General features: G+C 65.1%; 26 protein-coding genes. 14 read left to right on the top strand and 12 right to left on the bottom strand.

From position 1 onward, the window contains the following. Positions 1-155 precede the first annotated feature (155 nt). From AC2FNJ_RS12925 to AC2FNJ_RS12915, 3 genes are read left to right on the top strand one after another with little or no spacing between them, the layout of a single operon-like run. Complete coding sequence (locus AC2FNJ_RS12925; protein WP_496764740.1) at positions 156-1088, top strand: bifunctional riboflavin kinase/FAD synthetase; 933 nt, start codon at positions 156-158, stop codon at positions 1086-1088. After that, on the top strand, positions 1085-1558 hold the full coding sequence (locus AC2FNJ_RS12920; protein WP_496764739.1) for a YcgN family cysteine cluster protein: 474 nt from the start codon (positions 1085-1087) through the stop codon (positions 1556-1558). Before AC2FNJ_RS12925 ends, AC2FNJ_RS12920 begins: the two co-directional genes overlap by 4 nt. Further along, positions 1558-2592 carry a threonine aldolase family protein gene (locus AC2FNJ_RS12915; RefSeq protein WP_496764738.1) on the top strand — a complete coding sequence of 345 codons (1035 nt, stop codon included), beginning with the start codon at positions 1558-1560 and terminating at the stop codon, positions 2590-2592. Before AC2FNJ_RS12920 ends, AC2FNJ_RS12915 begins: the two co-directional genes overlap by 1 nt. An 11-nt stretch (positions 2593-2603) precedes the next feature. Here the strand turns inward: AC2FNJ_RS12915 and AC2FNJ_RS12910 are convergent, their stop codons facing one another. After that, a complete protein-coding gene (locus tag AC2FNJ_RS12910; protein ID WP_496764736.1) occupies positions 2604-3422 on the bottom strand; it encodes an alpha/beta fold hydrolase in 819 nt (272 codons plus the stop codon). Continuing rightward, complete coding sequence (locus AC2FNJ_RS12905; protein ID WP_496764735.1) at positions 3419-4021, bottom strand: 2-hydroxychromene-2-carboxylate isomerase; 603 nt, start codon at positions 4019-4021, stop codon at positions 3419-3421. The genes AC2FNJ_RS12910 and AC2FNJ_RS12905 overlap by 4 nt, the downstream gene beginning before the upstream one ends. Before the next feature lie 107 nt (positions 4022-4128). Between AC2FNJ_RS12905 and AC2FNJ_RS12900 the strand changes: the two genes are divergently transcribed. Then, on the top strand, positions 4129-5148 hold the full coding sequence (locus AC2FNJ_RS12900) for a ribose-phosphate pyrophosphokinase (RefSeq protein WP_496764733.1): 1020 nt from the start codon (positions 4129-4131) through the stop codon (positions 5146-5148). Between the two features lie 239 nt (positions 5149-5387). On the opposite strand, the gene AC2FNJ_RS12895 is transcribed toward AC2FNJ_RS12900, so the two are convergent. From AC2FNJ_RS12895 to AC2FNJ_RS12865, 7 genes are all read right to left on the bottom strand, one after another. Continuing rightward, on the bottom strand, positions 5388-5738 hold the full coding sequence (locus tag AC2FNJ_RS12895; protein WP_496764732.1) for an H-type lectin domain-containing protein: 351 nt from the start codon (positions 5736-5738) through the stop codon (positions 5388-5390). A 116-nt stretch (positions 5739-5854) separates the two neighbouring features. After that, positions 5855-6265 (bottom strand): F0F1 ATP synthase subunit epsilon, encoded by a 411-nt coding sequence (locus AC2FNJ_RS12890; RefSeq protein WP_496764731.1) that lies wholly within the window; start codon positions 6263-6265, stop codon positions 5855-5857. A gap of 12 nt (positions 6266-6277) precedes the next feature. Beyond that, a complete protein-coding gene (gene atpD / locus AC2FNJ_RS12885) occupies positions 6278-7702 on the bottom strand; it encodes a F0F1 ATP synthase subunit beta (RefSeq protein ID WP_496764730.1) in 1425 nt (474 codons plus the stop codon). 20 nt (positions 7703-7722) lie between these two features. Next, positions 7723-8598 carry a F0F1 ATP synthase subunit gamma gene (locus AC2FNJ_RS12880; protein WP_496764729.1) on the bottom strand — a complete coding sequence of 292 codons (876 nt, stop codon included), beginning with the start codon at positions 8596-8598 and terminating at the stop codon, positions 7723-7725. Between the two features lie 12 nt (positions 8599-8610). Next, the gene (gene atpA, locus AC2FNJ_RS12875; protein ID WP_496764728.1) at positions 8611-10149 is read right to left on the bottom strand and encodes a F0F1 ATP synthase subunit alpha; all 1539 of its coding nucleotides are present in this window, start codon (positions 10147-10149) and stop codon (positions 8611-8613) included. Continuing rightward, complete coding sequence (locus AC2FNJ_RS12870) at positions 10150-10710, bottom strand: F0F1 ATP synthase subunit delta (RefSeq protein WP_496764727.1); 561 nt, start codon at positions 10708-10710, stop codon at positions 10150-10152. Between the two features lie 321 nt (positions 10711-11031). Beyond that, positions 11032-11766: a class I SAM-dependent methyltransferase gene (locus AC2FNJ_RS12865; protein WP_496764726.1), complete on the bottom strand. Its 735-nt coding sequence runs from the start codon at positions 11764-11766 to the stop codon at positions 11032-11034. A 61-nt stretch (positions 11767-11827) separates the two neighbouring features. Between AC2FNJ_RS12865 and gloB the strand changes: the two genes are divergently transcribed. The 4 genes from gloB to AC2FNJ_RS12845 all read left to right on the top strand — a co-directional run bounded on the left by gloB (position 11828) and on the right by AC2FNJ_RS12845 (position 18001). Beyond that, positions 11828-12595, top strand: coding sequence for a hydroxyacylglutathione hydrolase (gloB, locus tag AC2FNJ_RS12860; RefSeq protein WP_496764725.1), 768 nt, complete (start codon positions 11828-11830; stop codon positions 12593-12595). A 174-nt stretch (positions 12596-12769) separates the two neighbouring features. Further along, complete coding sequence (clpA, locus tag AC2FNJ_RS12855; protein WP_496764724.1) at positions 12770-15097, top strand: ATP-dependent Clp protease ATP-binding subunit ClpA; 2328 nt, start codon at positions 12770-12772, stop codon at positions 15095-15097. A 387-nt stretch (positions 15098-15484) separates the two neighbouring features. Then, positions 15485-17443 (top strand): DNA topoisomerase IV subunit B, encoded by a 1959-nt coding sequence (parE, locus tag AC2FNJ_RS12850; protein ID WP_496764723.1) that lies wholly within the window; start codon positions 15485-15487, stop codon positions 17441-17443. Between the two features lie 3 nt (positions 17444-17446). Next, on the top strand, positions 17447-18001 hold the full coding sequence (locus AC2FNJ_RS12845; protein WP_496764722.1) for a hypothetical protein: 555 nt from the start codon (positions 17447-17449) through the stop codon (positions 17999-18001). 209 nt (positions 18002-18210) lie between these two features. Here AC2FNJ_RS12845 and AC2FNJ_RS12840 read toward each other — a convergent pair whose 3' ends face one another. Beyond that, positions 18211-19005 carry an alpha/beta hydrolase gene (locus AC2FNJ_RS12840; RefSeq protein ID WP_496764721.1) on the bottom strand — a complete coding sequence of 265 codons (795 nt, stop codon included), beginning with the start codon at positions 19003-19005 and terminating at the stop codon, positions 18211-18213. Positions 19006-19184: 179 nt separating this feature from the next. On the opposite strand from AC2FNJ_RS12840, the gene AC2FNJ_RS12835 reads away from it, so the two are divergent. Continuing rightward, positions 19185-20006 (top strand): hypothetical protein, encoded by an 822-nt coding sequence (locus tag AC2FNJ_RS12835; RefSeq protein ID WP_496764719.1) that lies wholly within the window; start codon positions 19185-19187, stop codon positions 20004-20006. Here the strand turns inward: AC2FNJ_RS12835 and AC2FNJ_RS12830 are convergent. After that, positions 19948-20625, bottom strand: a complete 678-nt coding sequence (locus AC2FNJ_RS12830) for a TIGR04283 family arsenosugar biosynthesis glycosyltransferase (protein ID WP_496764718.1) — start codon at positions 20623-20625, stop codon at positions 19948-19950. The two genes, AC2FNJ_RS12835 and AC2FNJ_RS12830, sit on opposite strands and share 59 nt — an antisense overlap. Before the next feature lie 72 nt (positions 20626-20697). Between AC2FNJ_RS12830 and ygfZ the strand changes: the two genes are divergently transcribed. From ygfZ to AC2FNJ_RS12815, 3 genes are all read left to right on the top strand, one after another. Continuing rightward, complete coding sequence (gene ygfZ / locus AC2FNJ_RS12825; protein ID WP_496764716.1) at positions 20698-21438, top strand: CAF17-like 4Fe-4S cluster assembly/insertion protein YgfZ; 741 nt, start codon at positions 20698-20700, stop codon at positions 21436-21438. Positions 21439-21506: 68 nt separating this feature from the next. Next, positions 21507-22424, top strand: coding sequence for a DMT family transporter (locus AC2FNJ_RS12820; protein WP_496764714.1), 918 nt, complete (start codon positions 21507-21509; stop codon positions 22422-22424). A gap of 139 nt (positions 22425-22563) precedes the next feature. Continuing rightward, positions 22564-23502 carry an ABC transporter transmembrane domain-containing protein gene (locus AC2FNJ_RS12815; protein ID WP_496764712.1) on the top strand — a complete coding sequence of 313 codons (939 nt, stop codon included), beginning with the start codon at positions 22564-22566 and terminating at the stop codon, positions 23500-23502. Positions 23503-23580: 78 nt separating this feature from the next. On the opposite strand, the gene efp is transcribed toward AC2FNJ_RS12815, so the two are convergent. Continuing rightward, the gene (gene efp / locus AC2FNJ_RS12810; RefSeq protein ID WP_496764710.1) at positions 23581-24144 is read right to left on the bottom strand and encodes an elongation factor P; all 564 of its coding nucleotides are present in this window, start codon (positions 24142-24144) and stop codon (positions 23581-23583) included. A gap of 219 nt (positions 24145-24363) precedes the next feature. Here efp and AC2FNJ_RS12805 point away from each other — a divergent pair, with 219 nt between their 5' ends. Together AC2FNJ_RS12805 and AC2FNJ_RS12800 are read left to right on the top strand one after the other, a co-directional pair. Then, positions 24364-24687 (top strand): DUF6280 family protein, encoded by a 324-nt coding sequence (locus AC2FNJ_RS12805; protein WP_496764708.1) that lies wholly within the window; start codon positions 24364-24366, stop codon positions 24685-24687. Between the two features lie 160 nt (positions 24688-24847). Further along, a partial coding sequence (locus AC2FNJ_RS12800; RefSeq protein WP_496764706.1) for a nucleotide-binding protein occupies positions 24848-25335 on the top strand: 488 nt, incomplete at its 3' end.

The raw sequence follows: 25335 nt of genomic DNA, 5'->3' as shown, positions 1-25335 counted from the left end.
TTCAGATCAAGCAAGGGTTTCAGGCTGGCGGCACGCTCGGTTCGGAGGCAAGGCCCGGTTTGCCGGGACGCTCGGTTCGGCGACACCAGGGCCGCGACGGGCCAATTGGGAACTCCTGCTTGAACCCCGCCGCATGTCCCGCTACGCAGACGCTCATGCGGATCGTTCGGGACTATCAATTCGTCGAGGATCAGGATCGCGGCGCCAGCGTCGCGATCGGCAATTTCGACGGGGTGCATGTCGGCCATCAGTCGGTGATCGACCTGGCCCGCACCGCGGCGCCGCATATGCCGCTGGGCGTCCTGACCTTCGAGCCGCATCCGCGCGAATTCTTCGCCCCCGGCAGCCCGCCCTTTCGCCTGATGCGCGGCAACACCCGCGCCCACCGGCTGGAAAAGCTCGGGGTCGAAAAACTCTACGAACTGCCGTTCAACGCCGCGCTGGCCGGGCTTTCGCCCGAAGCCTTCGCCCGCAACGTGATCTGCGACGGGCTGGGGCTGGCGCATGTGGTCGTCGGCGCCGATTTCTGCTTTGGCAAGGGGCGCAGCGGCGACGCGCAGGACATGGTCCGGTTCGGCCGCGAGATGGGGTTCGGCGTCACCGTCGCGCCGCTGCTGGAGCGGACCGACAAGGTGGTGTCCTCGACCGCGATCCGCACCGCGCTGACCGAGGGCCGCCCGCGCGACGCCGCCGCCATGCTGGGCCATTGGCACCGGATCGAAGGCACCGTCGTAGGCGGAGAGCAGCGCGGGCGCGAACTGGGCTTTCCGACCGCGAACATGTCCATCGAGGGGCTGCACCAACCCCGGTTCGGCGTCTATGCCGTGCTGGTCGATGTTCTGGACGGCCCGCATCGGGGCAGCTATCACGGCGCCGCATCCGTCGGGGTCCGGCCGATGTTCAAGGGCGAACAGCCCAATATCGAAACCTACCTGTTCGACTTTTCCGGCGATCTCTACGGCGCCACCCTGTCGGTCGGGCTGGTCGACTACCTGCGCCCGGAAATGACCTTTGACGGGCTCGACGCCTTGACCGCGCAGATGGATGCGGATTGCGCCAGGGCGCGCGCGATCCTGGCCGCGCCATGACCCGCGATCCCATCGACCGCTCGGGCCTCGCCCCGCGTTTCTGGGAGCGCAAGCCGCTCAAGCAGATGAACGCCCGCGAGTGGGAGGCGCTGTGCGACGGCTGCGGCAAATGCTGTCTCAACAAGCTCGAGGACGAGGACAGCGGTCAGGTCGCGCTCACCTGCGTGGCCTGCCGTCTGCTCGACGACGAGACCTGCCGCTGCACCCAGTACGAGATCCGGCATCACTTCGTGCCCGAATGCATCGTGATGCGCCCGGACAACATCGACACCCATGCCTACTGGATGCCGCGGACCTGCGCCTACCGGCTTTTGTGGGAAGGCAAGCCGCTCTACGACTGGCACCCGCTGATCTCGGGCACGCCCGACAGCGTGCACGAGGCGGGAGTCTCGGTGCGCCGGCGCACCGTTTCGGAATTCGAAACGCCCGAGGACGAGTGGGAAGACTACATAATCGAGGAGCCGACCTGATGTTTTTTGCCTCCGACAATTCCGGGCCCGTGCATCCCGAGGTGCTGACGGCGTTGGCCGACGCCAACCGGGGTTATGCCATGGCCTATGGCGCCGACCCGCAAATGAACGAGGTGCGCGACCGGATCCGCGGCATCTTCGAAGCGCCGGGCGCCGCCGTCTACCTCTTGACCACCGGAACCGCGGCAAACGTGCTGGCACTGGCCACCCTGTCCAATCCGTGGGAAACCGTGTTCTGCGCGCCCGTGTCGCATATCCACGAGGACGAGTGCAACGCGCCCGAATTCTACAGCGGCGCCAAGCTGACGCTGGTTCCCGGCGGCGACAAGATGACCCCCGACGCCCTGCGCGGCGCGATCCGCGCGGAAGAGACCCGCGGCGTGCACGGGCCGCAGCGCGGACCGGTGTCGATCACCCAGGTCACCGAACGCGGGTCGGTCTATACGCTGGAGGAATTGCAGGCCCTGTGCGGCGTGGCCAAGGAATTCGGCCTGCCGGTCCATATGGACGGCGCGCGCTTTGCCAATGCGCTGGTCGCGCTCGATTGCTCGCCTGCGGACATGACCTGGAAGGCCGGCGTGGACGCGGTGAGTTTCGGCGGCACCAAGAATGGTCTGATGGGAGTCGAAGCGGTCATCTTCTTCGACGAATCCAAGGCCTGGGAATTCGAACTGCGCCGCAAGCGGGGGGCGCATCTGGTGTCCAAGCACCGGTATCTGTCGGCGCAGATGGCGGCCTATCTGCGCGACGACCTGTGGCTGCGATCGGCGCGCCAGGCCAACGCCAGTTGCGCGCGGCTCGCCGACGGGTTGCGGGCGGCCGGGGCCGCGTTCCTGCACGAACCGCAGGCCAACATGATCTTTGCCAGCTTCCCGCGCAGCACCCACGAACGCCTGCACGCGGCCGGGGCGGTCTATCACCTGTGGGGCGCCGAGCTGGACGGGGACGACGCGGATGAAATGCTCGCCTGCCGGCTGGTCTGCGACTGGTCGACCGATCCCGCGCAGATCGACGCGTTTCTGGCCCTGCTCTGACAGGCGAAGTGTCAGGGTGCCTTGCGCGCCCAGAACGCCCGGATGCGATCGGCGGTCTGCCCCGGATGCGAGATCGGCAGCATGTGCCCTGCCCCGTCGATCACGACGCTCTCCGCATCCGGCAGGCGGCGGGCCAGACCCTCGTTGATGGCTGCCATGACCGGATGGGTCAGGCTGCCGCGCAGCAGCAGCACCGGCATCGCGGCGCGCGCCAGCTTGCCCGGAGTCAACAGCCCGGCACGATCCTCGAACAGCGCCGCGTCCACCGTCGGCACCACATGGATGCCCCGGATCATCGCGGCGCGGGTGCTTTCCGGCAACTGCGGCCAACGCGGGCTGTGCTCGGTGCTCCACATCCGGTTGAACAGCCGCGCCGCAAGGGCTTCGTCCCCGGCCGCGAGCGCCTCCAGATAGGGTCGCGCGTCCTGCGCGTGCCGCTCGATCAGGTCCGGCGCATCCCGGACCGCCACCGCAAAGAAGACCGGCTCGACCAGAACGGCACTGCGCACCAGATCGGGGCGCTCGACCGCCAGGCGCAGCGCCACCGTCGCGCCAAAGGAATGGCCGATCAGGTCCATCGGCTCGGTCAACTGGGTTTCGGCGATCTCGGTGATCCGGTCCTGGAAATCCCCCACCCGGTCCCAGTCGGGACTGCGCCCGTGCGACAGCATGTCGGGGGCGACCATGCTGGCCTCCTCCGCCAGGCATCCGGCCAGGCCCTTCCACGCGCCCGAATGGGCGATGGTGCAGTGCAGCGCCAGTACCCGGCGCGGGCCATGTCCCAGCTTGCGCAGATGAAAGGGCTGCCGCAGGGCGGCGTGATCCTTCACCCTTTCAACTCCGCCAGATGGGCGTCGAGATCGTCCAGCCGGTCCTGCCCCCAGAACCGCTGGTCATCGGGCGTGATGTAGAACGGCGCGCCGAACACCCCCCGCTCCACCGCTTCTTCGAGGTTCGCCGCATAGGTCTCGGCCCCGACCAGCAGTCCGCTGTCCGCGAGGTTCGGATCGAACCCGGCCTGCACCAGACACTCCCGGATCACCGCATCCTCGGCGATGTCCTTGTCCTCGGCCCAGCAGGCCCGCAGAAACGCATGGCACAGCTTGCCGACATCGCCCGAGCCGTCCCGGATGGCGGTGATGATCGCGTAGGACGACGGTGCCGCGTTGGTCGGCCAATGCGCCGGCTGCAGGTTGAACGGCATCCCGAGCTTTCTGGCCTGCCGCACCAGTTCCTGCGCCCGGTATTCGATGCGCGAAGGATGACGCTCCTTGGGAGGCGTCCCTCCGGTCCGGCCGAACAGGGCGATAATGTCCAGCGGCTTGTAGGCGATGCGCGCCCCGTGGCGGTCCGCAATGGCCTCCAGACGCAGCCCGGCCAGATAGGAATAGGGCGACAGTGTCGCAAAAAAGTAGTCAATATCGGCCATGTTGACTTTCTCCGCTGCTGAACCTTTGCGGGACGGTAAGCCCATGTTAAGCGGTGTCAACATCACGAATCTGTCACAAAGCCGTCGCTGCCCGGGGATCACTGACAATGCCTTCTCTCAACGAACCCAAGCTCATCGCTGGGAACGCCAACCTGCCGCTGGCCAATTCCATCGCCCGTCGCATGACCCTGTATCGCGGGGTGGATCAGGATCTCGTCACCGCACGGGTCGAGCGGTTCAACGACGGCGAGATCTTCGTCGAGGTGTTCGAGAACGTCCGAGGCGAGGACATGTTCATCATCCAGCCCACCTCGAATCCGGCCAACGACAACCTGATGGAACTGCTGATCATCGCCGACGCGCTGCGGCGCTCCTCGGCCGCCCGGATCACCGCCGTGATCCCCTATTTCGGCTATGCCCGCCAGGACCGGCGCACCAAGGCCCGCACACCGATCTCGGCCAAGCTGGTGGCCAACATGCTGACCGGCGCCGGTATCGAACGGGTGCTGACCATGGATCTGCACGCGGCGCAGATCCAGGGCTTCTTCGATATTCCGGTGGACAACCTCTATGCCTCGCCGATCTTCGCGCTAGACGTGAAGAACCAGTTCAAGGGGCGCATGGCCGACCTTATGGTGGTCTCGCCCGACGTGGGCGGGGTGGCGCGGGCGCGGGAACTGGCCAAGCGGATCAACGCGCCGCTGAGCATCGTGGACAAACGCCGCGAAAGCCCCGGCGAGGTGGCCGAGATGACGGTGATCGGCGAGGTGAAGGACAAGATCTGCTTGATCGTGGACGACATCTGCGACACCGCGGGAACGCTCTGCAAGGCCGCGCAGGTGCTGTCCGACAACGGCGCGAAGGAAGTGCACTCCTACATCACCCACGGCGTCATGAGCGGACCCGCCGTCGAGCGCGTGACGAAATCGGTCATGAAATCGCTGGTCATCACCGACACCATCCAGCCCACGGACGCCATTGCGAACGCGCCCAACATCCGTGTCGTGCCCACCGCCCCGATCTTTACCCAGGCGATCCTGAACATCTGGAACGGCACCAGCGTGTCGTCCCTGTTCGAAGACAAGACCCTGACGCCGATCTACGAATCCCTCTACCACATGGATTGAACACGTCCCGGAGATCCCGGTCCGGCCAACCTGGTTGTGCGCCTTCGGCGCGCTCATTTCTTTGATTGTTGAGGGACGCTGTCCCTCAAACTCCCTAGGGTATTTGAAACCAGAAAGAAGCACAAAGCGAAACCCCGGCTTCTTTCTGGTCACAAATACCCCGGGGTGAATTGCCCGAAGGGCAAGAGGGGCAGCGCCCCTGCGGCCGGCCTCGGTTTCAATAGAAGGATCACCCGGGGCTAGGAGATGTCCCAATCGTCCTCATGGGCCAGCTCGCCTATGGCCAGCCAGGCAATCCGGATGCGCGCGATCCGGGTGTCCGACCAGGTGCGGAACACCGCGTCGAAGCCCGCGCGGGTCACGTTCTCGGCGTGCAGTTCGGCGCGCAGGGCCGAGGAGTTGTCCACGTCCCAAAGCGAGACGGTCAGCTGGACCAAGGGCGGCGTGCGGAAGGACTCGCTGAACCGAACCGGCCGGCGCCGTTCCCGCGGACCGGCGCCCGTCCACATCTCGCCGCCGTCTTCGAACTCGGAAAACAGGACGGTTTCACCCTGATCCACGCCGATCGGATGCGAATGAAAACTCCTCATGTGTGCCGTCTTACCCCTGAATACCTGTACCGAAACGCGACTCTCTCACCGATCATCGAAAACAATGCGGCCCCGCCATGGCGGGGCCGTGCCGAAAATCCGTCGCGGCCGGCGCATCAGAGGCTCATATGGGTTCCCAAGGCTTCCATATCGGCCAGCAGCTTGGCGGCGTCGTCGACGATGGTCTGATCGTCGCCGTTTTTGGCCGCCTCGTGGGAGGCGCGCGCCTCGGCGATCAGGTCGTCCAGATGCGACCGGGTCACTTCGGACACGGGGATGGCCTTTTCCGCCAGCACCGACAGGCCGTCGCCGTTGATCTGCGCGAAGCCTCCGGTCACCAGGTATTCGCTGGAGCCTTCGGGCGACTCGACCTTGAGGATGCCCGGCCTCAGCGTGGTGATGGTGGGGGCATGATCGGGCATCGCCGTCATGTCCCCGTCCGCGCCGGGGATCTGGACCGCGCTGGCCTGAAGCGAAGCAAGACTCCGCTCCGGGCTGACGAGGTCGAATTGCATCGTGTTTGCCATCAGGGACACTCCTTAGGCGGCAGCTGCAGCCATGCGCTCGGCCTTGGCGATCACTTCGTCGATGCCGCCGACCATCAGGAAGGCCGCTTCGGGCAGGTGGTCGAATTCGCCGGCCACGACGCGCTTGAACGAGTCGATGGTGACTTCCAGCGGAACCTGCACGCCAGGCGAGCCGGTGAAGACCTCGGCCACGTCGAACGGCTGCGACAGGAAACGCTCGATCTTGCGGGCGCGGGCCACGGTCAGCTTGTCCTCTTCGCTCAGTTCGTCCATGCCGAGAATGGCGATGATGTCCTGCAGCGACTTGTAGCGCTGGAGGATGTTCTGAACGTCGGTCGCGACCTTGTAATGCTCTTCACCGACGATGGCCGGGTCAAGCAGGCGCGAGGTCGAGTCGAGCGGGTCCACCGCCGGGTAGATCCCCTTTTCCGAGATCGCACGGTTGAGAACGGTGGTTGCGTCCAGGTGGGCGAACGAGGTGGCCGGCGCGGGGTCGGTCAGGTCGTCCGCGGGCACGTAGATCGCCTGCACCGAGGTGATCGAGCCGGTCTTGGTCGAGGTGATGCGCTCCTGCAGGGCGCCCATGTCGGTGGCCAGCGTCGGCTGGTAGCCCACCGCCGACGGAATGCGGCCGAGCAGGGCCGACACTTCGGAGCCCGCCTGCGTGAAGCGGAAGATGTTGTCGACGAAGAACAGAACGTCGGTGCCCGACTGGTCGCGGAACTGCTCGGCCAGGGTCAGACCGGTCAGCGCCACGCGCGCACGCGCCCCCGGAGGCTCGTTCATCTGGCCATAGACCAGGGCCACCTGGCTTTCGCTGAGGTTGTCGGGCTTGATAACGTTCGATTCGATCATTTCGTGATACAGGTCGTTGCCTTCACGGGTCCGTTCACCGACGCCGGCGAACACCGAGAAGCCCGAGTGCACCTTGGCGATGTTGTTGATCAGTTCCATGATCAGAACGGTCTTGCCAACGCCGGCGCCGCCGAACAGGCCGATCTTGCCGCCCTTGGCATAGGGGGCCAGCAGGTCCACCACCTTGATGCCGGTGACCAGGATTTCCGACTCGGTCGACTGGTCCTCGAACTCGGGGGCCGGCTGGTGAATGGCGCGGGTCTCGGTCGCCTCGACCGGGCCCTTCTCGTCGATCGGCTCGCCGACCACGTTCAGGATGCGGCCCAGGGTGGCATTGCCGACCGGAACCGAGATCGGGCCGCCGGTGTCGGTCACTTCGGCGCCGCGGACCAGACCTTCGGTCGCGTCCATCGCGATGGTGCGGACGGTGTTTTCGCCCAGGTGCTGGGCGACTTCCAGCACCAGCCGCTTGCCGTTGTTCTCGGTTTCCAGCGCGTTCAGAATTTCAGGCAGCTGATCGTCGAAGTGCACGTCGACGACGGCCCCGATGATCTGCGTGACTTTGCCTTTTGCATTCGCCATGTTTCGTCTCCGGTTTGTCTCTACAGCGCTTCGGCGCCGGAAATGATTTCAATCAGCTCGTTGGTGATCACGGCCTGACGCGAGCGGTTGAACTGGATCGTCAGCTTGTCGATCATCTCGCCCGCGTTGCGCGTCGCGTTGTCCATCGCGGACATCCGTGCACCCTGTTCCGAGGCCCCGTTTTCAAGCAGCGCCGAGAAGATCGCGGTCGCGACTCCCTTGGGCAGCAAGTCGGCCAGAATGGCCTCTTCGCTGGGCTCATAGTCGAACACCGCGCCGCCTTCGTCGCCCTCGGTCTCTTCGAACGAGGCCGGGATGATCTGTTGCGCGGTCGGGATCTGGGTGACGACGTTCTGGAACTTCGAGAAGAAGATCGTGGCGACGTCGAATTCACCGGTGTCGAACCGCGACAGGATGTCCTTGGCGATGTCCTGCGCATTGGCATAGCCGATGCGCTTGACCTCGCTCAGGTCGATATGGCCCACGAACAGCCCGCCATAGTCGCGCTTGAGCGCATCGCGCCCCTTTTTGCCGACCGTCAGGATCTTGACGGTCTTGCCCTCGGCGCGCAGTTCGTCGGTTTTGGCGCGGGCCAGCTTGGCGATGTTCGCGTTGAACCCGCCGCACAGGCCCCGCTCGGCTGTCAGCACGACCAGCAGGTGAACGTCGTCGCTGCCGGTGCCGCGCAGCAGCTTGGGGGCGCTGTCACTGCCCCCGACCGATGCCGCCAGCCCCGCCATCACCGCATTGAACTGCTCGGCATAGGGGCGGGCGTTTTCGGCGGCTTCCTGGGCGCGGCGCAGTTTCGCGGCCGCGACCATCTGCATGGCCTTGGTGATCTTGCGGGTCGATTTGACCGACTCGATCCTGTTTTTCAGATCCTTAAGACTTGGCATCGCCGCGTCTCCTCAAGCGAAGGTTGCGGCGAATTCGTCCAGCGCAGCCTTGATCCGGTCGGCGGCCTCACCCTTGATCTTGGGATCCTCGTCGGTGATCCACTGCAGCAGGTCCGCGTGCTTGCCGCGCAGATGCGCCAGCAGCCCGGCCTCGTAGCGGCTGACATCGGAAACCGGGATCTTGTCCAGGTACCCGTTGGTGCCGGCAAAGATCACGCAGACGATCTCGGCGTTGGTCAGCGGCGAATACTGCGGCTGCTTCATCAGTTCGGTCAGACGCGCACCGCGGTTCAGCAGCTGCTGGGTTGCGGCGTCGAGGTCGGATCCGAACTGCGCAAACGCTGCCATCTCACGGTACTGGGCCAGTTCCAGTTTCACCGGGCCGGCGACCGACTTCATCGCATCGGTCTGGGCCGACGAACCCACGCGCGACACGGACAGACCGGTGTTCACGGCGGGGCGGATGCCCTGGTAGAACAGTTCTGTCTCCAGGAAGATCTGGCCGTCGGTGATCGAGATCACGTTGGTCGGGATGAACGCCGACACGTCGCCGCCCTGGGTTTCGATGATCGGCAGCGCGGTCAGCGACCCGGCGCCGAAATCCTCGTTGAGCTTGGCCGAACGCTCCAGCAGGCGCGAGTGCAGGTAGAACACGTCGCCCGGATAGGCTTCGCGCCCCGGCGGGCGGCGCAGCAGCAGCGACATCTGGCGATAGGCCACGGCCTGTTTCGACAGGTCGTCATAGATAATGAGCGCGTGGCGGCCGTTGTCGCGGAAGAATTCGGCCATCGCGGTTGCGGCATAGGGGGCCAGGAACTGCATCGGCGCCGGGTCCGAGGCGGTTGCGGCCACGACGATCGAATATTCGATGGCGCCGGATTCCTCCAGGCGCTTCACCAGCTGCGCCACGGTCGAGCGCTTTTGCCCGATGGCGACATAGACGCAGTAGAGCTTCTTGCTCTCGTCATCGCCCGCGGCTTCGTTGTAGACCTTCTGGTTCAGGATGGTGTCCAGCGCCACGGCGGTCTTGCCGGTCTGGCGGTCGCCGATGATCAGCTCGCGCTGGCCGCGGCCGATCGGGATCATCGCGTCCACCGATTTCAGGCCGGTCGCCATCGGCTCGTGAACCGAGCGGCGCGGGATGATGCCCGGCGCCTTGACATCCGCGACGCCTCGCTGGGTTGCGTTGATCGGACCCTTGCCGTCGATGGGGTTGCCCAGGCCGTCAACCACGCGGCCCAGCAGCTCGTCGCCGATCGGAACGTCCACGATCGAGTTGGTGCGCTTGACGGTGTCGCCTTCCTTGATGTCGCGGTCCGACCCGAAGATCACGACGCCGACGTTGTCGCTTTCCAGGTTCAGCGCCATGCCCATGATGCCGCCGGGGAATTCGACCATCTCGCCGGCCTGCACGTTGTCGAGGCCATAAACACGGGCAATCCCGTCACCGACGCTCAGCACCCGGCCGATCTCGGCCACTTCCGCTTCCTGACCAAAGTTCTTGATCTGGTCCTTCAGGATTGCAGAAATCTCTGCAGCTTGGATTCCCATTTATCCGACCTCTTTCATTGCATTCTGTAGGGAGTTGAGCTTGGAGCGGATCGAACTGTCGATCATCCGCGAGCCCACTTTGACGACAAGACCGCCGATAAGGCTTTCATCGACGGTCGCATTGATTGTCACGGTCTTGCCCACACGCTCGCTCAGCGTCTTGGACAGCTTGTCCATCTGGGCCTTGGTCAGGGCCTTGGCCGAGGCGACCTCGGCGGTCACCTCGCCGCGCTCGTCGGCCAGCATGTCGCGCAGGGTCTTCAGCAGCTGCGGCACCACGAACAGGCGGCGCTTTTGCGCCATCAGACCCAGCGAATTGCGCAGGATGGCATTCAGCCCCATCTTGTCGGCGATCGTGGTGATCGCGGCCTCCTGATCGGCGCGCGTCACCAGCGGCGACGCGATCAGGTCGCGCAGATCGGCGCTTTCGCCCAGGGCGGCGGCCAGATCGTTGATGCCGGATTCCAGACCCGCAAGGTCGTTGTTCTCTTTCGCGATCTCGAAGATCGCCGTGGCATAGCGTTCCGCGATGCCTGCGGAAATCGAAGCTGGTTCGGACACGTCCACCCTTCCGATATTCTGGGCCCCGACATGGCGCAGCGGCCGCTGCATCGGGGCGTGAAGAAGCCCTGCCAGGACGGCAGGGCGCCAAAATCACCGGGGATGTAGCAGAGCGTTCCCTACGTCGCAATATACTATAGCGGTAACGTAAATATCCACAAAACGTTTGATTTCAGCGCATTAGCGCAACTGCGACCCTTTGGACCCCCCTATTGGGGTGAAAAATGTTACTGGATTGCAGGTTTTTGCGATTCCTGCAGCCGGGTTTCCGCGCCGCACGACCTGCCGGGGTTCGCGGGTCCGTTCCGGCGCCCCGCGCGCTCATGCGGGCTTCAGCAAGCCATCCAGCGCCTTGATCGAGCGCGGCGCCTCATCCTTGGTGACGCTGCCTTTGGGCGGCTTGACCTGCTTGCTGGCTTCGATCATCAGCACCCCGCCCGCCATGATCGTCGGCAGGCGTTGCCCGGTCTTTTCGATCAGGTTCGCGGATTTCAGCCAGAACCTGCGATAGGACGGCGGCAGATAGAGCGCCGAACAGTGGTTTCCGGGCGCGAACTGATGGACCTTGAGCTGGGTTTCCAGCTGCCCCAGCGAATAGGGCCGCCCGTATCCGAACGGCGTCTTGTCCGACCGCGACCACAGCCCCGCCCGGTTGGGGACGATGAACAGCGCCTTGCCGCCCGGCCCCAGCGCCCGCCAGCACTCTTCCAGCAGCTGGCTCGGCCGTTCCGAGGTTTCCAGACCGTGCAGCATCACCAGCTTGTCGACATGGCCGGTTTCGATGGGCCAGCTCGTCTCCTCGCACAGGACCGAGACATTGGGCGCCCCGGCGGGCCAGGGCATCACACCCTGCGGCCCCGGCATCAGCCCGATCACGCGCCGTGCGTCGGCCAGATACGGGCGCAACAGCGGCACCGCGAATCCGAAGCCCACCACCGTCTGCCCCTGCGCCTCGGGCCAGATGTCGAGCAGGCGACCGCGGATCGCGGCCTGCGCCGCACGCCCCAGCGTGCTGCGGTAGTAGAAATTCTTCAGATCCTGCACGTCGAGATGCATTGCGGATACCGGCCCGATCAGCTTAGCTGGGCGCAGTCTAGCAACGAAAGGGCAAAAGGCCATGCCTCTTGACGTCGTCACCGTGCCGTGCCTCAGCGACAATTACGCCTTTCTGGCGCATGACCCGACCAGCGGCCAAACCGCGCTGGTGGACGCGCCCGAGGCGGCGCCGATCCTGGCCGAGCTTGCGGCGCGCGGCTGGCGGCTGAGCCACGTCCTGCTGACGCACCACCATTTCGACCATGTGGACGGTTTGGCCGAGATTCTGGCGCAGCATCCCGCACAGGTGGTCGGCGCGGCGGCGGACGCGCACCGCCTGCCGCCGCTCGATCTGGAAGTGGCCGAGGGCGACCGCTTCGAAATCGGCGGCGAGCCGGTGCAGGTCATCGACGTGTCCGGGCACACGGTCGGCCATGTCGCCTATTACATGCCCGAAAGCCGCGCGGTCTTTACCGGCGACAGCCTCATGGCCCTGGGATGCGGGCGCCTGTTCGAAGGCACCGCCCCGCAGATGTGGGAGTCGCTGAGCAAGCTGGCCGCGCTGCCCGAGGAAACAATCGTCTGTTCCGGGCATGAATACACCCAGGCCAATGGACGATTTGCCGAGACCATCGAACCGGACAATCCCGATCTGCGCCAGCGCATCGCCGACATCGCCCGCGCCCGTGCGGCCGATCGCCCCACCGTCCCCTCGTCGCTGGCGCTGGAGAAGGCCACCAACCCGTTTCTGCGTGCGGCGGAGCCGGCGATTCAGGCCCGTCTGGACATGGTCGGCGCCGAGCCCGCCGCGGTGTTCGCCGAGATCCGGGGCCGCAAGGACAGATTCTAGCCACAAAATGCTGCGCTCACGACCACGGTCACGGGAAATGTGACTGTCAAGAGCAAGAAAACCCTTGAAGCCGGGCCATGTTCAACCAAACTCTAGTACTATGAGGACATGGTTGAGCAGGGGGTTCGACCGCAACTCGCCCCCCGTTTCGGCCCAAGACAGAGGAGCACCCGCGTGCCTTCATTCTCGAGCACATTGGAACAAGCCATCCACGCGGCCCTGGCGGCCGCGAATGAACGGCGACATGAATTCGCGACGCTGGAACATCTGCTTCTGGCGCTGCTGGAAGAGCCGGACGCGGTGCGTGTCATGAAGGCGTGCAGCGTCAATCTGGACGAGCTGCGCGGCACGCTGATCGAATTCATCGACGAAGACCTGTCGAACCTCGTGACCGATATCGACGGGTCCGAAGCCGTGCCCACGGCGGCATTCCAGCGGGTGATCCAGCGCGCCGCGATCCATGTGCAAAGCTCGGGCCGCACCGAAGTGACCGGCGCCAACGTGCTGGTGGCGATATTCGCCGAACGGGAAAGCAACGCCGCCTATTTCCTGCAGGAGCAGGACATGACCCGCTACGACGCGGTGAACTTCATCGCCCACGGCGTGGCCAAGGATCCGGCCTATGGCGAAAACCGCCCCGTGACCGGCGCCGACCATTCGGAAGAGGAAGCCAAATCCGCAGGCTCGGGCGACACCGAGCAAAAGGAAAGCGCGCTCGGGAAATACTGCGTCGATCTGAACGCCAAGGCCCGGTCCGGCGAAGTCGATCCGCTGATCGGCCGCGCCGACGAGGTCGAACGCTGCATCCAGGTGCTGTGCCGCCGCCGCAAGAACAACCCGCTGCTGGTGGGCGATCCGGGCGTCGGCAAGACCGCCATCGCCGAGGGGCTGGCACACAAGATCGTCTCGGGCGAAGCGCCGGACGTTCTGTCGAACACGACGATCTATGCGCTCGACATGGGCGCGCTGCTGGCCGGAACCCGCTATCGCGGCGATTTCGAAGAGCGGCTCAAGGCCGTGGTCAGCGAATTGGAAAACCACCCCGACGCGGTGCTCTTCATCGACGAGATCCACACGGTGATCGGCGCCGGCGCCACCTCGGGCGGCGCCATGGACGCCTCGAACCTGCTGAAACCCGCCCTGCAGGGCGGCAAGCTGCGCACCATGGGCTCGACCACCTACAAGGAGTTCCGCCAGCATTTCGAAAAGGACCGCGCGCTCAGCCGGCGGTTCCAGAAGATCGACGTGAACGAACCCACGGTCGAGGACAGCATCAAGATCCTCAAGGGCCTCAAGCCCTATTTCGAGAAGCATCACGAGATCAAGTATACCGCCGACGCGATCAAGACCGCGGTGGAACTGTCGGCCCGCTACATCAACGACCGCAAGCTGCCCGACAAGGCCATCGACGTGATCGACGAGGCCGGCGCGGCCCAGCATCTGCTGGCCGAAAGCAAGCGCCGCAAGACCATCGGCGTCAAGGAGATCGAGGCGGTGGTCGCCAAGATCGCCCGCATCCCGCCCAAGAACGTCACCAAGGACGATGCCGAGCTGCTCAAGGATCTCGAAGCCTCCCTCAAGCGGGTGGTGTTCGGCCAGGACCAGGCCATCGAGGCGCTCTCCAGCGCCATCAAGCTGGCCCGCGCCGGCCTGCGCGAACCGGAAAAGCCCATCGGCAACTACCTGTTCGCGGGCCCCACCGGCGTCGGCAAGACCGAGGTCGCCAAGCAGCTGGCGGATGTGCTGGGCGTCGAGCTCCTGCGCTTCGACATGTCGGAATACATGGAGAAACACGCGGTCTCCCGCCTGATCGGCGCGCCGCCGGGCTATGTCGGCTTCGACCAGGGCGGGCTGCTGACCGATGGCGTCGACCAGCATCCGCATTGCGTGCTGCTGCTGGACGAGATCGAAAAGGCGCATCCGGACGTGTTCAACATCCTGCTGCAGGTGATGGATCACGGCGAGCTGACCGATCACAACGGCCGCACCGTGAACTTCCGCAACGTGGTGCTGATCATGACCTCGAACGCGGGCGCGCAGGAACAGGCGCAGGCCGCCATCGGCTTTGGCCGCGACCGACGCGAGGGCGAGGACACCGCCGCCATCGAGCGCATGTTCACGCCGGAGTTCCGCAACCGTCTGGATGCGGTCATCTCCTTCGCGCCGCTGCCCAAGGAGGTCATCCTGCAGGTGGTCGAGAAATTCGTCCTCCAGCTCGAAGCGCAGCTGCTGGACCGCGGCGTGACCATCGAACTGACCCGCGCGGCCAGCGAATGGCTGGCCGACAAGGGCTATGACGACAAGATGGGCGCGCGGCCGCTGGCCCGCGTGATCCAGGAGAACCTCAAGAAGCCGCTGGCCGAGGAGCTCTTGTTCGGCAAGCTCGCCAAGGGCGGCGTGGTCCGCGTCTCGGTGAAGAACGGCAAACTGGATCTGCAGATGGTCGGCCCCGGCCAGGCCCGCATTTCGGGCGACAAGCCTCCGCTGCTGACGGCGGACTGACCGTCACTACCCGTGTCTGCCGGCGCCCGCCTTGCAAGAGGCGGGCGCCTTTTCTTTCTTGGTTGCATGACATGCCGATGGCGGCGGGCGCGGGTGCGCATGCGCGAATCGTGCGCCTTCGGCGCGCTTTTCCTTGTTGTTTGTTGAGGGCCGCTGTCCCTCAAACTCCCTGGGGTATTTTCGACCAGAAAGAAGCAGGAAAGTGAGCCCGGGTATCTCTCGACCGGGCGCGGATGGGCCACGACCTCCTGTCGCGGCGCCGGCCCATCCCTGAGCGCCGCCGGCACTCAGGCGCGCCCCCGTCACCCACAAGACCTCGCGCCCCCCTTTTCCCCAACCACATCACCTGCCATAATGGGGCCAAACCCAAGAACAAGAGCAGCACCGATGCCCGAAGATCTCCTGAGCGCCGCGCCCGCCCCGACCTATGACGCCTCCGCGATCGAGGTGCTCGAAGGGCTGGAACCCGTCCGCAAACGCCCCGGCATGTATATCGGCGGCACCGACGAGCGTGCCCTGCACCACATGGTGGCCGAGATCCTCGACAATTCGATGGACGAGGCGGTGGCGGGATACGCCAACCGGATCGAGGTGGAGCTGCACGACGACTACGCCGTCACCATCCGCGACAACGGCCGCGGCATCCCCATCGACCCGCATCCCAAGTTCCCGGACAAATCCGCGCTCGAGGTGATCCTGTGCACCCTGCACGCGGGCGGCAAGTTCTCGGGCAAGGCCTATCAGACCTCGGGCGGGCTGCACGGGGTGGGCGCCTCGGTGGTCAACGCGCTGTCCGATTCGATGGTGGTGCAGGTGGCGCGCGACAAGCAGCTTTATGAACAACGCTTCTCGCGCGGGCTGCCGCTCGGCCCCGTCGAAAGGATCGGCGCCGCCCCCAACCGCCGCGGCACCACCGTGACCTTCCACGCCGACGAAGAGATCTTCGGCCACCACCGCTTCAAGCCCGCCCGCCTGTTCAAGTCGATCCGCTCCAAGGCCTACCTGTTCTCGGGGGTGGAGATCCGCTGGAAATCCGCCATCGACGATGGCGAGACACCCACCGAGGCCAGTTTCCACTTCCCCGGCGGCCTGTCGGACTACCTGAAAGAGACGATGAACGGCTCGTCCACCTATGCCGACCAGCCCTTTGCCGGCACCGTCGATTTCACCGAGAAATTCGGCACCGCCGGCAAGGTGGAATGGGCGATCAACTGGACGCCCTCGCGCGACGGCTTCATCCAGTCCTACTGCAACACCGTGCCCACCCCCGAGGGCGGCACCCACGAATCCGGCTTCTGGGCCGCGATCCTCAAGGGGATCAAGGCCTATGGCGAGCTGATCAACAACAAGAAGGCCGCCCAGATCACCCGCGAAGACCTGATCACCGGGGGCTGCGCGCTGGTCTCCTGCTTCATCCGTGAACCCGAATTCGTCGGCCAGACCAAGGACCGGCTGGCCACGGTCGAGGCGCAGCGGCTGGTGGAGAACTCGGTCCGCGACCATTTCGACAACTGGCTGGCCGCCGACACCAAATCCGCCGGCGCGATTCTCGATTTCCTGATCCTGCGGGCCGAGGAACGGCTGCGCCGCCGCCAGGAAAAGGAAACCCAACGCAAATCCGCCACCAAGAAACTGCGCCTGCCTGGCAAGCTGGTGGACTGCACCAGCCAGACCCGCGATGGCACCGAACTGTTCATCGTCGAGGGCGATTCGGCCGGCGGCTCGGCCAAGATGGCCCGCAACCGCGAGACCCAGGCGCTGCTGCCCCTGCGCGGCAAGATCCTGAACGTGCTGGGCGCGGCCAGCTCGAAACTGGGCACCAATGCCGAGATCAGCGACCTGACCCAGGCGCTGGGCGTGGGCCTCGGCACCCGGTTCAACATCGACGACCTGCGCTATGACAAGGTCATCATCATGACCGACGCCGACGTGGACGGGGCGCATATCGCCTCGCTCCTGATGACCTTCTTCTTCACCCAGATGCGCCCGATGATCGACGCGGGCCACCTGTACCTGGCCTGCCCGCCGCTCTACCGCCTGACGCAAGGCGCGAAACGCGTCTACTGCCTGGACGAGGCCGAGCGCGACATGTGGCTGGAAAAGGGCCTGGGCGGCAAGGGCAAGATCGACGTTTCCCGCTTCAAGGGCCTGGGCGAGATGGACGCCAAGGACCTGAAGGAAACCACGATGGACCCCAAATCGCGCAAACTGATCCGCGTCACCATCGACGAGGACGAACCCGGCGAGACCGGCGACCTGGTCGAACGCCTGATGGGCAAGAAACCCGAACTGCGGTTCCAGTACATCCAGGAGAACGCGCGGTTCGTGGAGGAGTTGGATGTTTGAGTAATGATCTGGGAAAGCAGGTATTGGAAAGAACCGCTGCTAATTGCGGCTGATCTAATCGAAAAAACGTCTGCTAAACTAGAACCCGACGATGACGACTTGGGCTTGGCAGAGAGAGAAATCATGTGCGGCTTCTTCGCAATCAGAAAGCTTGTCGAAGCAAAATCCAAGCTTACTAGCGACTTAGTTAACACAGAGTACCAAGTCACCAGATATTCAATTATGGTAGCAGACGGCCAGACTCATAAGATTCCTGACTTAATGAATAGACATCGAGTGGAAGAATTTTATGACTTTGAAAGCTCTCACACCGTGACATCGAAAATTGGTTATATCAGCGATCAGTTTGTTCACTCATTCATATTCAGCTTTCTGCACGATGATGACGGCTCTATCTCTCATGTTCTTTTTTCCTCCGACAAAGACAAGTCGAAGTTTTGCAATTCAATTTCAATATCTATGACTACCGAAATTTTCAGAAACTTTGGAAACAACTACCCTGATAAGCTGCAGATGAAGCTAAGTAGTTCTAGTGAGTGGCAAGTGGAGCAACCGTAGGGTGGGTTTCCAACCCACCAAGACCCGCCAACACCCGACGAATGGGCGCTTATTCTTAAACCCGCCGACGCGGCGATGCGTCAATAACCCATCCTGCCTCAACCCACGCGCCCGCCCATGCGGGCGAGTCGGGCGCTTGCATGACACTCGGCACCCCGCATGGCCCACCCAGGCCGTTTCGAACGCTCCGAAACCCCGTAGGCCGGGCTTCAGCCCGGCCCTCCCGGCCCTCCCGGCACCACCTTCTCCTCCATCCACTCCGCGATCTGCGCCGCCACCTTTTCCCATCCCGGCTCCAGGAACATGAAATGCGCGTGGCCCTCGGCGCGCAGGAACGTCCCCCGCTCCCCGTAAAGATCGGCCAGGGCGCGGCAGGTGTCGGGATTCACTGCCCGGTCCTCGGAGCCGGAGACCACCAGAACCGGGCACGTCACCTTGTCGAAATCGACCTTCATCGCCGCGTGATCGTCGAACATCCAGAAGAACATCTCGAACATCACCCGCCCGCTTTCCGCGCCCAGCCGGTCGAACACCGCGTGCTGTTGCGCCTCGGGCATCCCGTTCAGGGCAAAGGGCGCCATCAGGTCGAACTCCACCCGCATCGGCGCCTTCCAGAACGCCCCGCCCTCCATCAGCGACCGGGGGATGGCGCGTTCGTCGTCGGTCGCCGGCAGCGTTCCCCAGGGCGCGTTGGGGTTGATCAGCACGATGGCGCCGGCCAGCCCGCGCGCCGCCACCTTCTGCGCCACCACGCCCGCGATGGCATGGCCCAGGATGACCGGCCTGCTCTTCAGCCCCCGCACGAACTCGGCGATGTCGTCGGCATAGTCCATCACGCTGGTCTCGGCCAGCCGCGGGTCGGGCTCGGCCCCCGGATCACCGCCGTGATAGCGCAGCGCCGGTGTGTGCACCGTCCAGCCGCGGTCGCGGAAGTACCCCGCATAGTCCTCCATGCACCAGGGTCCGGCAAAGGCCCCGTGGATCAGCACGATCTCTCTGGTCATGAAACCCCCTCCCGCCGCCGACGATACCCCGGACGGGCGGGCAAAGTCATCGGTTTCGCACGAAACGGTTTGCGGTTGCCACAGCCCGCCGGGGCGACGACGGCATCCCGACCCGGCAACCGCCCTACATCTTCGTGAAGGCAGTTGCGCGGCCTTGCTGGCCCCGTAAACTTCCGGGCATGACCTTCATCGCCGAAAACCAGCTGCCGCTCCTGCTCCTGGCCTTCCTGCTGGGGTCGGTCGGCACCGCCTTGCTGTTCCGCAAGCCGGCCGATCACCGGGCGTGGAAGCTGGCCGATCTGGTCTGGGTCGTCCTCGGCGGCATCGGCGCGCTGGTGGCGGTTCTGGCCGGGCTCTACACCGCCGACAGTTCGCGGCTCGACCGCCAGATCGACCTCGCCTATGCCGCCACCTCGGCCTTCGACCGCGACGCCGCCCGGTTCCGGCTGCGCTTCTGCGACCCGGCCCATGACCCCGACACCGCCGTTCTGTGCGACAAGGTCGAGTTCCTGTCCGCCTCGACCGCCAGCAACGCCGAACTGCCGCTCTTCATCGCCGTCACCGACGAGGTCGCGCCGCTGCAGGGGCTGCGGTTCCTGTTCGGCGGCGGCGAAAAGGACGATGCCGACGAAATGCGCAGGATGGTGGCGCGGGCGGATGCGTTCAGCATCGACCAGTTCCTGGTCTTCACCTCGCTCGACGATCCCACCCGGGCCGCCATCGACAACATGCGCCGCAAGGTGCCCGCGATCGCCGGAGACTACCTGATCCTGGCGCAGAGCTACGACGATCTGGTGGAGCAGGTGGGCAAGCTCAGGGACGAATGGCAGTACCTGCAGGACAACGCGCACATCCTGGTCCTGCAGATCATCGCGCTGTGCCTGGTCAGCTTCGCCGCGCCGTTCCGGCTGGGCAAGTCGCTGGTCGAACTGCGCCGCAGCCTCAGCGACGATAGGCCCGCGCCAGCCGCTCGGGGTCTGCCCCCAGACGATAGCGCGTGAGCGTCCAGAGGTTGCGCGCCCCGCGGCGCAGCCAGCCGTCGCGCGCATATCTCTCGGCGCTGGTCCGGGCACGGGCGGGCAACAGCGCCACGCGCGGCAGCGCCCGCACGATGGCCACGTCCTCCATCAGCGGCTGATCGGGATAGCCCCCGGCCGCGTCGTAATCCGCACGCGCCACCAGCAACCCCTGATCGCCATAGGGCAGGCCCAGCAGACGGCTGCGCAGATTGGCCCACCCCGCCACCCATGCGGGCCAGAACCCCTTGGCGCGAAAGGCCAGCCGAAACGCCGCCGGCCCACCGCCGGTTTGGGTGTGAACCATCACCGCCTCGCTCCATCCCGGCTCCAGAACCGTGTCGGCATGCAGGATCAGCAGCCATTCGCCCCGCGCCGCCGCACAGCCCCGGCGCAACTGCCCCCCGCGCGACGGCGGCCCGGTCACGACCACGGCCCCGGCCCCGTCCGCGATCGCCCCGGTCTCGTCCGTCGATCCGCCATCGGTGATCACGAGATCGCGGATCAGTCCGGCCTGCAGCCCCTCGAACAGCGACTCGAGCGTGCGCGGCAGATCCCGGCCCGAATTCAGGGTCGGAATGACGATGCTGAGCGGTGCGGGCAAGCCGGTCTCCTCTGGTCATGGCGGTGCGATCTCCTATATCAACGGCCCTGGAAAATGACGAGGACAAGACTCATGTTCACCCGCCGCATCCTCCGCCTGACCGGGCAGGACACCCGCGATTTCCTGCAGGGCCTGATCACCAACGACATCCAGCGGCTGGACGACGGGCTGGTCTACGCCGCGTTGTTGTCGCCGCAGGGAAAGTATCTGGCCGATTTCTTCCTGTGCCGCGACGGCGACGGCATCCTGCTGGACGTGGCCGAGGATCTGGCCGACGATCTGATCAAGCGGCTGACCCTCTACAAGCTGCGCGCAGATGTGACCATCGCCGACAGCGGCCTGCACCTGCAACGCGGCACCGGCCCGGCCCCCCACGGTGCCCTGCCCGATCCGCGCCACCCGGACATGGGCTGGCGCGCCTATTCCGACGCCCCCGAAAGCGATGACGGCACCGACTGGGACGCGATCCGGGTGGCCCATTGCATCCCCGAAACCGGCATCGAACTGACCCCGGACAGCTACATTCTGGAATCCGGGTTCGAAACGCTGAACGGCGTCGATTTCAAGAAGGGCTGCTATGTCGGGCAGGAAGTCACCGCCCGGATGAAGCACAAGACCGAACTGCGCAAGGGCCTGCGGATCGTCGAGATCGCCGGCGACGCCGCCCCCGGCACCGCCATCACTTCGGGCGGCAAACCCTGCGGCACGCTGCACACCCGGTCGGGCGACCGGGCCATCGCCTATCTCAGGCTCGACCGGGCACAGGGCGGGATGCAGGCGGGTGAGGCCTCCGTGCGGCTCGTGCAGGGCTGACCCGGGCGCCCCGGCGCACAAGGTCCGACCATGATTGGCGCGCACCCGGCTTGGTGCTATCCAAAACCATGGCGCAGGAACAGCTGGAAACACCCCCATCGGACAAGGCCGTATTTCTGGCCGCGCTGGGCGTTCTCTTTGCATCGGTCTGCTTCGGCCTGGTTCCCTATTTCAGCCGCGGATTGTCGGACCAGGGCTTGCCGCCCTACGCCATCGCCTACTACCGGTACGTGCTGGCCAGCGTGATCCTGCTGCCCAGCCTGCTCCTGCAGCGCGGCAAACTGCGCGAGGTGTTCTGGGGGCTGATGTCCGGCGCGGTGATGGGTCTGGGCTGGATCGGCTACGTTCAGGCGCTCGAAACGGTGCCGGTGTCCACGGTCGGGGTCATCTACATGACCTATCCCGTCTTCACCGTCCTGCTCGCCTGGCTGCTCTTCCGCGACGCGCCCAGCCTGCGCGCGGTTCTCGCGGCGCTCCTGATCGTGGTCGCCGCCGTCATCGCCGGGTCTCCGGCCGCCGTCGCGGCCGGGCAGCTGCCCGCCCTGATCTTGGCGCTGGCCGCGCCATTCGGGTTCGGGCTCGGCATCAGCGTTCTGGTCCATAGGTTGTCCCGCCTGCCGCCGCTCGCGCGCATCGGGTCGGTCTCGCTCGGATCGGTCATCGGCCTGACCCCGCTCATGCTCGGATCGCCCGTCGCCCAGATCCTGCCCACCGGACCACAGGCCTGGGGCCTGGTCATCGGCATCGGGCTGTTCACGGCGCTGATCCCGCAGCTCATCTATGCCGTCTGCTCGCCCATCGTCGGCGCGTCGCGCACGGCCGTGATCGGCAGCATCGAACTGCCGACGATGTTCGCGGTCGGCGTGCTGGCGTTCGGCGAGCGGCTCACGATGCCCCAGGCCGTCGCCGGGGCGCTGATCCTGTCCGCCATCATGCTGACCCGCAGCCGCAAGGCGCGCAACGTGACGACCACTCTCGTCCGCTAGAGGGCGACCGGCTTCGCGCCGGCATGCCCCCGAAATGCTGTGGCCCGCACGGCACGACGCGCCGTCTCCCCTCAAGTCGCGTTTGAACTCGCAAACGCCACGCGCCACACTCCGGTCCATGTCTTGAACGGGGGCGCTCATGTTTCAGCTCTACTTGGCCATCTGGCGGGTCAGTTCCGGCCGCCAGATCATCCTGATCCTGATATCGCTCGCCATTGCCGCCCTGGCGGCGGTGCCCCTGGAGTTCCAGCGCGACATCGTCAACCACCTGACCGTCGCGGATTTCGACAAAGAGGAACTCTTCGCCCTGGGTTCAGGCATGCTGGGCGTGATCGTGCTGAGCCTGTTTCTGAAATGGATGCTGGGCTACCGGGCCGGCACGCTGGGCGAGGACGTGATCCGGCTGATCCGGCACCGGCTCCTGTTCCGCGCGGCCGATGCCGAAGAGCAGCAGATGGACGTGCGCAAGGGCACGCTGACCACCGCGATTTCGGCCGAGGCCGAGGAACTCGGCAAATTCGCGGGCGGCGCGTTCTCGGATCCGGTGGTGCAGATCGGAACTCTGGTCAGCGTGATCGGCTACATCTCGTCCACGCAGCCCGGACTGGGCCTGATCGCGCTGTCGATGATCGTGCCGCAGATCGTCATCGTCCTGTTCACCCAGCGCAAGGTGAATGTCTTCGTCGCGGAACGGGTGCGGATCCTGCGGGCGGCCACCGATCAGCTGACCGCCAAAGAGATCGACGAGGTCACGCGCGAGGCGAACGCCCGCTTCGACGCCATCTACGAGACGCGGCGCAAGATGTTCCTGTGGAAGCTCTCGGCCAAGTTCCTGCTCAGCGCGATCAACGGCGCCGGCACCGTGGGCGTGCTGATGCTGGGCGGCTGGCTCGTGCTCAACGGCAAGACCGATGTCGGCACCGTGGTCGCCGCCACCACCGGCCTCAGCCGCATCCAGGGTCCGACCACCTTTCTCATCGCCTTCTACCGCCAGGTCAGCGCCAACCGGATCAAATACGAGCTGCTGCTGGAGATCTTCGGTGACGGTGTCGCGCAGAATCGCACATCGTCGGCCTGAGACAAAATATGCCGCCATGCGCAAAACATGGCGGCCTGACTCCTCAGGGCGTTCGCGCCGACGATGCCTGACGCGACGTCATGCGCGTTCGGAATAGTCCATGGTTTCGGTATTCACCACGATCATCTCGTCCTGCGCGATGAAGGGCGGCACCATCACCTTGACCCCGTTGTCCAGAACGGCCGGCTTGAAGGAATTCGCCGCGGTCTGGCCTTTGACCACGGGCTCGGTCTCCACCACCTTGCAGGTGACTTTCTGCGGCAGCGTCGCGTTCAGCGCCTCGTTTTCGTAGAATTCGACGACGATGGTCATGCCGTCCTGCAGGAACGGGCGGCGCTCGCCCAGAAGATCCGCGGGCAATTCGATCTGCTCATAGGTTTCGGTGTCCATGAACACCAGCATCCCATCGGATTCATAGAGAAATTGCTGGTCCTTCTGCTCCAGCCGCACCCGCTCCACCTTGTCCGCCGACCGGAACCGTTCGTTCAGCTTGGTGCCGTTGCGCAGGTTGCGCAGCTCCACCTGGGCAAACGCGCCGCCCTTGCCCGGCTTGACATGCTCGACCTTGACCGCCGCCCACAGCCCGCCATTGTGCTCCAGAACATTGCCGGGGCGGATTTCGTTCCCATTGATCTTGGGCATGACATAATTCCTTCACACATGGTTGATGCGTCGTTTGGCGACCCTATATCTGGCGGGATCGGACCTGGCAAGACAACGACACCTAGTGCTGCAGTTGCAGCGAGCCATGCAGATGACGCAACGCAACTATGCATTTTAGGTGTATCCGAATCACGCCGTATCGGTCATAAGGATCGCCACGCCGAAAATTGCAAGAGCAAGAAAAACAAGGAAGACGAGATGAGAGATTTCGTTGACGGCACAGCCTTTAACAACGAGCAGGGCAACCGCGCTCGCAAGCTCTTTGCGGCCGTCGTACTGGCTGCGCTGGATGACGCCATCGCCGATGACAAGAAATACGGCAACGGCCCGGAACAGATCGCCCGCTGGGCGCGCTCGCGTGATGGGCGCGAGGTTCTGACCTGCGCCGGCATCGACCCGAACGAACGCGTCGTTCAGGGTCTCATGGAATTCGTCGGCCGCGGTGTGCGGACTTCGGTCGCGCTCTCGCGCGAGGAAAGCGAACGGCGCAACGCCGCGGCACAACAGGCAGAAGCGGCCTGATCCCGCTTTTGACGTGACAAAACGCGCGCCCCGTCCGGTGGCGCGCTTTTTTCTTGCCCGCTTGCCCGATCATGTCGGTTTTGCACCGATTGCGGGCCGTCCCGGTCTTTTCCTTCGGTGCCGTTTCGGGTCATCTGCGGGCCAGGACAGGAGGCCAGCCATGGGACGCGCCATCATGATTCAGGGCACCGGCAGCAATGTCGGAAAGTCGGTTCTGGTGGCGGGACTGGCGCGCGCCTTCACCCGGCGGGGGCTGAACGTCGCGCCGTTCAAACCCCAGAACATGTCCAACAACGCCGCGGTGACGGAAAACGGCGGCGAGATCGGGCGGGCGCAGGCCCTGCAGGCCCGCGCCGCGCGACGCGACCCCCATACCGACATGAACCCGATCCTGCTCAAGCCGGAAACCGACACCGGCGCGCAGATCATCGTGCAGGGCAAGCGCGCGGGCACGATGCGGGCGCGCGACTATCGCAAGGACAAGTCGCGGCTGCTCGCCGCCGCGCTGGACAGCTTCGACCGGCTCTGTTCGGATGCCGATCTGGTCCTGGTGGAAGGCGCCGGCAGCCCGGCCGAAACCAACCTGCGTCCGGGCGACATCGCCAACATGGGCTTTGCCTGCGCCGCCGGCGTGCCGGTCATCCTGGT

This window comes from Ruegeria sp. BHSB196 (assembly GCF_059613135.1).
This window is presented reverse-complemented; position numbering and strand designations above follow the sequence as displayed.